The organism is Streptomyces sp. NPDC006393 (genome assembly GCF_040628575.1).
In the GTDB taxonomy this organism is placed as follows: domain Bacteria; phylum Actinomycetota; class Actinomycetes; order Streptomycetales; family Streptomycetaceae; genus Streptomyces.
Window position 1 is genome coordinate 1 of sequence record NZ_JBEXZD010000182.1, and the last position, 9,144, is coordinate 9,144.

A 9,144-nucleotide genomic window follows, 5' to 3' on the forward strand; every position below is an offset into this window, starting at 1 on the left:
CTACGAGCGCAAAGCCGAGCACTTCCTTGCCTTCACCGGCATCGCCTGCACCCTCATCTGCTACCGCAGACTCACCAAATGAGATGACGTCTAAGTTGCTCGCCCCCGGCTGCCTCGGCGGCTTGGCCGGATCCGCGTTCGGCTCGCCCCATTGTGCGCCGCCTCGCGCCGCCTTACTGTTCGACTTTGACTGAGTCTGTTTGAAGTTGATTGGTCGGACGGTATGGAGGCCGCAGTGCACAGAACACGGGTCGAACCAGGGGATGCGAGACCCGGCCGCCGCCGGTGGTGGAGGGGGATCCTCGCGACGGCCGCGACCATCGCCCTGTCCACGGGCCTGATCGCGCCCGCGGTGGCGGGGGAGGACTCCCGAGGGCAGGCGTCCGCCGCCGCGTCCGCCGCCGGCTCCCGGGCGCACACGGTGACCTTCGACGGCTACTCGTTCCTCGTGGACGGCGAGCGCACCTACCTGTGGTCGGGGGAGTTCCACTACTTCCGGCTCCCGAGCCCCGACCTGTGGCGCGACATCTTCCAGAAGATGAAGGCCGCCGGCTTCAACACCACGTCCCTGTACTTCGACTGGGGTTACCACTCACCGAAGCCGGGTGTGTACGACTTCAGCGGGGTACGTGACGTCGACAGGCTCCTCGACATGGCCGAGGAGGCCGGGCTCTACGTCATCGCGCGCCCGGCGCCGTACATCAACGCGGAGGTCGACAGCGGCGGCCTGCCCGGATGGCTGACCACCAAGGCCGGCAACAACCGCAGCGACGACCCGCGGTTCTTGAAGTACGCGGACGAGTGGCTGACCCGGATCGACCGGATCATCGCCCGCCACCAGCTGACCAACGGCACCGGATCGGTCATCGCCTACCAGGTCGAGAACGAGTACTACAACGGCTCGGACGCGGGCCGCTCCTACATGAAGCACCTGGAGGACAAGGCCCGTGCCGACGACATCACGGTGCCGCTGACCGGCAACAACAACGGCACCTTCAACTCCGGCACGGGCGCCCTGGACGTCGACGGCCCGGACTCCTACCCGCAGGGCTTCAACTGCTCCGACCCCGCCAAGTGGAACGGCGTTCCCGACATCTCCTACGACCACCCGGCGGGCAAGCCGCTGTACTCGCCGGAGTTCCAGGGCGGCGCCTTCGACCCCTGGGGCGGGCCGGGCTACGACAAGTGCGCCCAGCTGATCAACGACCGGTTCGCCAACGTGTTCTACAAGCAGAACATAGCCGTCGGCGCGACCGCGCAGAACTTCTACATGACCTACGGCGGCACGAACTGGGGCTGGCTGGGCATGCCGGAGAACTACACGTCCTACGACTACGGCGCCGCGATCCGCGAGAACCGCCAACTGGACCCGAAGTACTACGAGGACAAGCTCATCGGCTACTTCACGCAGTCGGTCGCCCCGCTCACCAAGACCGACGCGATCAAGGCCGCGCCGCCGGACGACCCGGCCGTCGTCGACACCGCCCGGATGAACCCGGACACCGGGACGCAGTTCCACGTCCTGCGGCATGGCAACTCCACGTCCACGGCGGTCGACAGGACCCACATCGCCCTGGACTTCAACGCCCAGCCGTCCACGGACACCACCTACACGTGGGACGACCCCGAGGCCGCGCTGCGGTACACCGGTTCGTGGTCGCACGTGGCCGACCAGAGCTACACCGGCGGCGACTACAAGCACACCGAGTCGTTCTCCAACAAGGCCGGTGACTCGGTCACCGTGCCCTTCGACGGCACCGCGATCCGCTGGATCGGCTCGAAGACCGGCAACCACGGCTACGCCGACGTCTACCTGGACGGCACCAAGGCGGCCACGGTCGACGACTCCGGCGGTGAGAACCAGGCGGTGATCTTTCAGAAGACCGGCCTGACACCCGGAGAACACACGCTGAAGATCGTCGTCGCCGGCAGCCACAGCTCCGGGTCCACGGACGACTACGTGTCCATCGACGCCATCGACGTCCCGACGGCCGCCACCGCGACGCCGACCTACCCGGTCGTCCCACAGCAGCCGGACACCGCGATCACCCTCGACGGGCGCGACTCGCACGTGATCGTGGCCAACTACCGGCTCGGCGACGCGCAGTTGCAGTACTCGACATCGGAGATCATGACCCACGCGACCATCGGGAGCCGAGAGGTCGCCCTCCTCTACGGCGACCCGGCGACCGACGGCGAGACCGTCCTGCGCTACCCCTCCGAGCCCACCGTGACCGCCACCGGCGGCACGGTCACGACCACCTGGGACGCGGCCACCGGCGACCTGCGGCTGAACTACACGCACAAGGGCCTGATCCGCATCGGCATCAGCGGCGGCGGAAAGCGCCCCATGCTGCTGCTCGTCGGCGACAAGGCGACCGCGGAGACCTTCTGGCGCCAGGACACGGCGAGCGGCCCGGTGCTCGTGCGCGGCACCCACCTGCTGCGGACGGCCACCAGCCTCGACGGCGGCCACACCGTGGCACTCACCGGAGACAACGCCGATGACAAGAACATCGAGGTGTTCACGTCCGCCGGCCATGTCACCTGGAACGGCAGGGCGCTGAGCACCCGGGTCACCGACACCGGCAGCCTCACCGGGACGATCCCGGTCGCGGCCCCCGTCCACCTGCCCGAGCTGACGAACTGGAAGCACGCCGAGGAGTCCCCCGAAGCGTCCCCCGGTTTCGACGACTCCGGCTGGCAGGTGGCCGACAAGACGACCACCAACAGCGTCTCCGGCGTCAACTCCCTGCCGGTGCTCTACGCGGACGACTACGGGTTCCACACCGGCAACACCTGGTACCGCGGCCGCTTCCGCGTCACCGGCAAGGAGACCGGCATTCACCTCGTCTCGGACTCCGGCGGCAAGGCGCAGGCGTTCTCCGCCTGGCTCAATGGCACCTTCCTGGGCAGCTCCACGACCGGCAGCGCCGACCTCACCTTCCCGGCCGGATCGGTGAAGGCGAAGGGCGACAACATCCTGTCCGTACTGACCGTGAACATGGGGCACGAAGAGGACTACAACTCGACCAACGGCAACAAGACCGCGCGCGGCCTGACGAGCGCCTCCCTCGTCGGGGCGCCGCTGACCCCGGTCACCTGGCGGCTTCAGGGCGTGCGGGGCGGCGAAGACCCGCAGGACCCGGTGCGCGGCCCGCTCTCGACGGGCGGCCTGTACGGCGAACGGGCCGGCTGGTCCCTGCCGGGCTACCCGGACGGAAACTGGAGCCGGGTGTCCCTGCCGACGGCCGACACCCGCGCCGGCGTCTCGTGGTACCGCACCGACGTCGACCTGGACCTGCCCCGGGGCCAGGACACCTCCCTCGGCCTGACGTTCACCGACGACCCCGCGCGCAAGTACCGCGCCACGATCTTCGTGAACGGCTGGCAGGTCGGCAACTACGTCAACTACCTCGGTCCGCAGCACACGTTCCCCGTGCCCGACGGCATCCTGGATCCGAACGGCCGGAACAGCATCGCCATCGCCGTGTGGAACCTGGACGGCAGCACCGGCGGGCTCGGCAAGGTGTCGCTCACCGACTACGGCACCTACGCCTCCTCCCTGCGGGTCGCCCAGAACCACAGCCCCCGCTACGACCACCGGACGTACGAGATGCCGAAGCGGCCCGGAGCGGACGTCACCCTGGACACGCCGAACACCGCCGAGCCGGGACAGGCCTTCACGGCCGAGGCGACGGTGCGGTTGCCCGAGGACGGGCCGTCCGCCTCCCGGCTCACGGCCTCGCTCTCCCTGCCCGAGGGCTGGAGCGCGAGCGCCACCAGCCCCGCGTCGGTGGACCACCTGCTCCCCGGCGAGTCGGCCACCTTCGGCTGGAAGGTGCGGCCACCGGCCGGGAAGCTGCCCTCCGCCTCGGCCCTCACCGCCACGGTGCACTTCCGGCAGAAGGGACGGCCGGCCGCCGGGAGCGACGAGCGCGTCGTCAGCGGCATTCCGCCCGCCCCGCCGACCGGGCAGAGCGCCGTGAGCGACCTGCCGTTCCTGTCGTCCACCAACGGGTGGGGCCCGGTGGAGCGTGACAGCAGCGTCGGCGAGCAGGCGGCCGGGGACGGCCGCCCGATCAGCATCGCCGGGGCCGGCTTCGCCAAGGGCCTGGGCACCAACTCGGTCAGCGACGTCGAGCTCTACCTCGCCGGAAAGTGCTCGCGGCTGACGGCGGAGGTCGGCGTCGACGACGAGACCGGCGGCGCGGGGACGGTGACCTTCTCCGTGATCGCCGACGGCAAGACCCTGATCACCACGCCGACGATCCGGGGCAGGCAGGCCGCGGTGCCGATCGACGTCGACGTCAGCGGGGCACAGGTCGTCGATCTGAAGGTCGGCGACGCCGGAGACGGCAACGGCAACGACCACGGCGACTGGGGGATGCCGACGCTGACGTGCGGTTAGGCCTGCACCCCATGGACGCCTGCGGCGGCGCGGCTCGGACCCCCGGCCGCAGGCGTCCGCCGGGCCTCAGGACCCGTGGGTCGCGGACGCCCCCGACCACACCGCGGACCTCATGGCACCCGCCCGGCGCACGATGGTGACTCGGCCGACCGGGACATCGCATGGACGAGTGATGCCCGTGCCGGCCCGGGGAGGGTGTCACCGCAGGGACGGTCCGGACGGCCCCGAAGGCATCGCTCGAACGCGTCACAACCGTGGCGTGAAAGGTCCAGGAATCGAGAACAGCGAGCAATCGCTCGGTGCGGCCGTTGACCCGACAGGGAGGGCCGACAAGAATTCACCGACAGGGAAGGCCGACAAGAATTCATCGCCAGGGGGCCGACAAGAATTCACGGGCGTGTGAGAGCGGCCGGCACCGGAAATGACGGACCACTGCAATCCCGGAGCGGGGCAGGATCATGACGTCCCTCGTGCCTGAATTCACATTCCGCCCGCAGCCGCAGCCCAGCCTGTGGATCTCACGACCCCGCCTCCTGCGGAGGCTGGACGCCACCTCCGCACCGATCGTGGTCGTCTCGGCACCGGCCGGGTCGGGCAAGACGTCGCTGCTGGCGGAGTGGTCGCAGGAGGCTCGGGCCCGGGGCGAGTGCGCATGGCTCAACCTCGACGTCCGGGACAATGCGCCGGAGCGTCTGTGGGCGGGCGTCGCACGGGCGCTGCGCGAGACGCGCCCCACCCTCCCCGGGCCGTCCACGGTCCCTGCCGGAGCCCCTCCCCTGGCCCCTTCCGGAGTGGAACTCGCCGGGCCCGGCGCCCCGGCCCGCGGCCTTCCCTGGGATGTCGCCGACGGGGTTTCCACCTTGATCCTCGACGGCCTCGAGCTCCTCACGGACGGGGAGGCGCTGCGGACCCTGGCCGACTTCGTCACCTGGATTCCTCCGGGATTCCGTGTCGTGATCGCGACCCGGCGAGTGGCGGGCGGCCCGATCCCGGCGCTGCGCGCCCGGGGCGGCGTCGCCGAATTCGGTCCCGACGATCTGCGTTTCACACCGGAAGAGGCGAAGGAATTCTTCGGGGGCGGGGGAGCGGGCAGCAGCGGTTCAGCCCTGCCGGACGGACGGCTCGCGGAACTCTACGCCGTCACCGAGGGCTGGGCGGCAGGTCTGGGTCTGGCGGCGCACATGATGGCCCGGCCGGGCAGGGTTCCCGGGGAGCCGGAGGACTTCGCCCGTGTGGAAGGGGCCATCTCGGACTATCTCCGGGCCGAGGTACTCGACCGCCTGACCCCGCGGCAGCGGGACTTCCTCGCGGATGTCAGTGTGCTCGACGAACTGGCTCCCGGACCGTGCCGGGCAGTGACCGGTCAGGCCCGGGCCGGCGCCCTGCTGCGGGAGCTCGCTCAGGCGGTCCAGTTCCTGGTACCCCTCGGGCCCGGACGCGAGACCCATCGGCTGCACCCCGCCCTGCGCTCCGTCCTGGCCGGGACCGTGGATGCCGAACGGCCGAGTGGACCGGTGCACCTGCACCAGGCTGCCGCACGTTGGTTCGAGCAGCACGGGCAGACGTCGCACGCGGTCCGGCACGCGGTTCTCGGCGCGGACCTCACGACCGCGGCCTCGGCGGTTCTGCGGGCGTGGGAAGGCGCGGTGGCCGCCGGGCGCCACGCGGATGTGGGGCCCTGGCTGGAGCAACTGCCCAAGGAGCTGGTCGCGGCGGATCCCAGGCTGTGCGTCGTCGGCGCCATGACCGCGCTCGCCGGGGGAGACGTGGAGTCGGCCCGCTGGTGGCTCGATCTGGCCGACGCGCGCCGTCCCGGGACCGTCACCTTCGGCGGGGCGTCCGAGGGAATGGACACGACGGCCATCGTGCGGTCGGCGGTCTCCTGCTCGCGAGGGGAGATCCTCACGGCCGCCCGGCTCACCGAGTCCGCCGCTGCCCAGTTGCGCGGACCCGGTCCTCTGACGAGCTGGCGGGCGCTGGGATGCGTCACCCGTGGTCTTGCCCTGATGTGGCACGGGGACTACGAGCAGTCGCAGAGCTGGCTCGGTGAAGCGGCTCGCGGCGCACGGGCGTCGGGCCATGCGCTGGTATTGGTGCGGGCGCTCGCGGCCCAGGCCGCCTGCGCCGGACTCTCCGGACGGCTGGGACACGCCCGAACCCTCGGTGCCCAGGCCCTCGAGACGGCCGAGGCGACGGGTCTGAGCGGCCACTTCGTGACCGCGTTGGCTCATGTCAGCCGCGGGGGTGCGTCATTCAGCGCCCATGCCCTGGACGAGGCGGACCGCTCGCTGACCCATGCCGAACGGGCCCTTGCCGGCACAGCGCGCCCGGGCGGCGAACCGCACGCCCGCGCCCTGTGTCACCTGCTTCGGTCGCGACTGGAAGACCGGCGCGGGGACCGCGATGCGGCGCGAACGGCGCTGCGCAGTGCCGTGGTCACCGCCACGGGGTGCGAGTCCCCGGGGGTTCTCAGCGCCCTGCTGCCGGCTCCGTCGGACGCGGCGGACGCCGTGGTCACGGTGCGGGAGGAGCCCCGGGACCAGGAACTGTCGGCCGCCGAACGCCGTGTCCTGCGAGCGTTGTGCGGTCCGCTGACCCTGCGTGAGATCGCCGCGGAGCTGTACCTCTCCCACAACACCGTGAAGACCCAGGTCAGGGCGGTCTTCCGCAAGCTGGACGCGCACAGCCGTCCCGGCGCCGTGGCACGGGCCCGTGAACGAGGGATCCTGTAGCGGCCGAGCACGGGGCGAGGCGTGGTGAGCACCGCGTATCACCCGGGTGATTGGCCGACGGGGCGCACCGGTCACCCCGTCAGCGTCCACCATCAGGTCGTTCCCTTCCCGACGACCCCGAGGAGCCTGACGTGCTGCGAACCGGCAAGGACTATCTGGCAGCCCTCAACGACGGCCGCAAGGTGTGGGTGGGCGACGAGCTCATCGACAATGTGGCCACCCATCCGAAGACGCGGGCGTACGCACAGCGCATCGCGGAGTTCTACGACCTGCACCACCGGCCCGACCTGGCGGACGTCATGACCTTCGTGGACGACGAGGGCCGGCGCCGGTCGATGATGTGGTTCCAGCACCGGTCCAAGGACGACCTGCGGCGCAAGCGCCGCTACATCGAGACGGTGCTGCGGGAGCTCGGCGGCGGATCCACGCCCCGCACCCCGGACGTCAACAACTACGTCCTGATCACCTACGTCGACGACCCCGAGCCCTGGAGCAGCCAGTCCGTCGGCACGGACGGCCGGGACCTGACCGAGGGCATCGCCGACTTCTGGAACCTCGTCCGGGACGGAGACCTGAACACCACGCCCGCGTTCGTCGACCCGCAGACGGACCGGTCCCGGGAATCGGCCCAGGCCGAGTCACCGGCCCTGCGCGTCGTCGCCACGTCGGAGGAGGGCATCACCGTACGGGGCGTGAAGGCCATCAGCACCGGAGCGGCCTTCGGCGACTGGATCCACATCGGAGTGTTCTTCCGGCCGGGCATCCAGTCGGAGCAGGTGATCTTCGGGGCCGTTCCCACGAACGCCCCGGGGGTGACCGTCATCTGCCGTGAGAGCAACGTCAGGGACGGCGAGGAGCAGGAGCATCCCCTTGCGTCGCAGGGAGACGAACTCGACGCCGTCCTGCTGTTCGAGGACGTGCTCATTCCCTGGAACCGTGTGTTCCACATCGGCAACCCGAAACACGCCTCGCTGTACCCGCAGCGTGTCTTCGACTGGCTGCACTACCAGGCGCTGGTCCGGCAGATGGTGCGGGCCGAGCTGATGCTGGGGCTCGCCCTGCTCATCACGGAGCACATCGGCACGTATCAGCTGCCGCCGGTCCAGACCCGGCTGGCGAAGTTCGCCGAGTTCCACCAGACCCTCAAGGCCCATGTCGTCGCCTCCGAGGACGAGGGCTTCACGACTCCGGGCGGCCTCTACAAGCCGAACGTCCTGATGTTCGACTTCGGCCGGGCCTTCTACCTGGAGAACGTCGGCACCATGGTGAACGAGATCATCGACCTGGCGGGCCGTGCGTCGCTGATCTTCCCGACCGAGGGACAGTGGCAGCGTCCCGAGCTCAAGCCGTGGCTGCGGGCGCTTCAGACGGGCCCGGTCGGGCGGCCGCACGACCGGATGAAGATCAGCCGGGTGATCCGGGACCTGTTCCTCTCCGACTGGGGCAACCGGATCGCCGTGTTCGAGAACTTCAACGGCACTCCGCTGCTGGCCATCCGGACGCTCACCATGAAGCGGGCCGAGCTGTCCCCGAGCGGGCCGATCGCCGACCTGGCCCGCCGGGTGTGCGGGATCGAGCTCCCTCAGGAAGACACGCAGGACAGCGAGTACATGGCGCAGGCAGACTACGCGCGCCGGCAGGACGCGTCCTGACCGGAGCACAGAACCCGGGGCCGGGACCGACACAGTCGGTCCCGGCCCTGGGCGGTTTGGGGGTGTGAGGCGCGGGACGTGCGTGACCGTTCACGGCCCCGCGGTCCCGGCAAAGCCCGGGCTTCGCCGATCCCGGCGAGCATCCTGACGGGTAGGGCCCAGTCGGTGAGGTCGCCGTGCCGGGAGACCCACATGGTGCCCAGGACGGCGACATCGATGTGAGGCCCCGTCCGGCACCTCGGCCGCCGCCTCCCCCGTAGCTGACGGCCATCACGAGCAGACCCGGCGTCGCGTAGTCGATGTAGTGCTCACCGACGCTGAAGGCGCCGCCGAACACCTTGACGAACAT

General features: G+C 70.4%; 3 protein-coding genes and 1 pseudogene. 3 read left to right on the forward strand and 1 reads right to left on the reverse strand.

Features of this window, described 5'->3' with window-relative positions; translation table 11 throughout:
- Window positions 1-235: 235 nt before the first annotated feature.
- From ABZ484_RS37660 to ABZ484_RS37670, 3 genes are all read left to right on the forward strand, one after another.
- Window positions 236-4,411, forward strand: a complete 4,176-nt coding sequence (locus tag ABZ484_RS37660) for a beta-galactosidase (RefSeq protein ID WP_358870460.1) — start codon at window positions 236-238, stop codon at window positions 4,409-4,411.
- A gap of 470 nt (window positions 4,412-4,881) precedes the next feature.
- Window positions 4,882-7,143 carry a LuxR C-terminal-related transcriptional regulator gene (locus ABZ484_RS37665; RefSeq protein ID WP_358870461.1) on the forward strand — a complete coding sequence of 754 codons (2,262 nt, stop codon included), beginning with the start codon at window positions 4,882-4,884 and terminating at the stop codon, window positions 7,141-7,143.
- Window positions 7,144-7,274: 131 nt separating this feature from the next.
- On the forward strand, window positions 7,275-8,795 hold the full coding sequence (locus tag ABZ484_RS37670) for a 4-hydroxyphenylacetate 3-hydroxylase N-terminal domain-containing protein (protein WP_358870462.1): 1,521 nt from the start codon (window positions 7,275-7,277) through the stop codon (window positions 8,793-8,795).
- Between the two features lie 119 nt (window positions 8,796-8,914).
- Here the strand turns inward: ABZ484_RS37670 and ABZ484_RS37675 are convergent.
- Window positions 8,915-9,022, reverse strand: a pseudogene (locus ABZ484_RS37675) (succinyl-CoA--3-ketoacid-CoA transferase); the annotation flags it as partial.
- Window positions 9,023-9,144 lie beyond the last annotated feature (122 nt).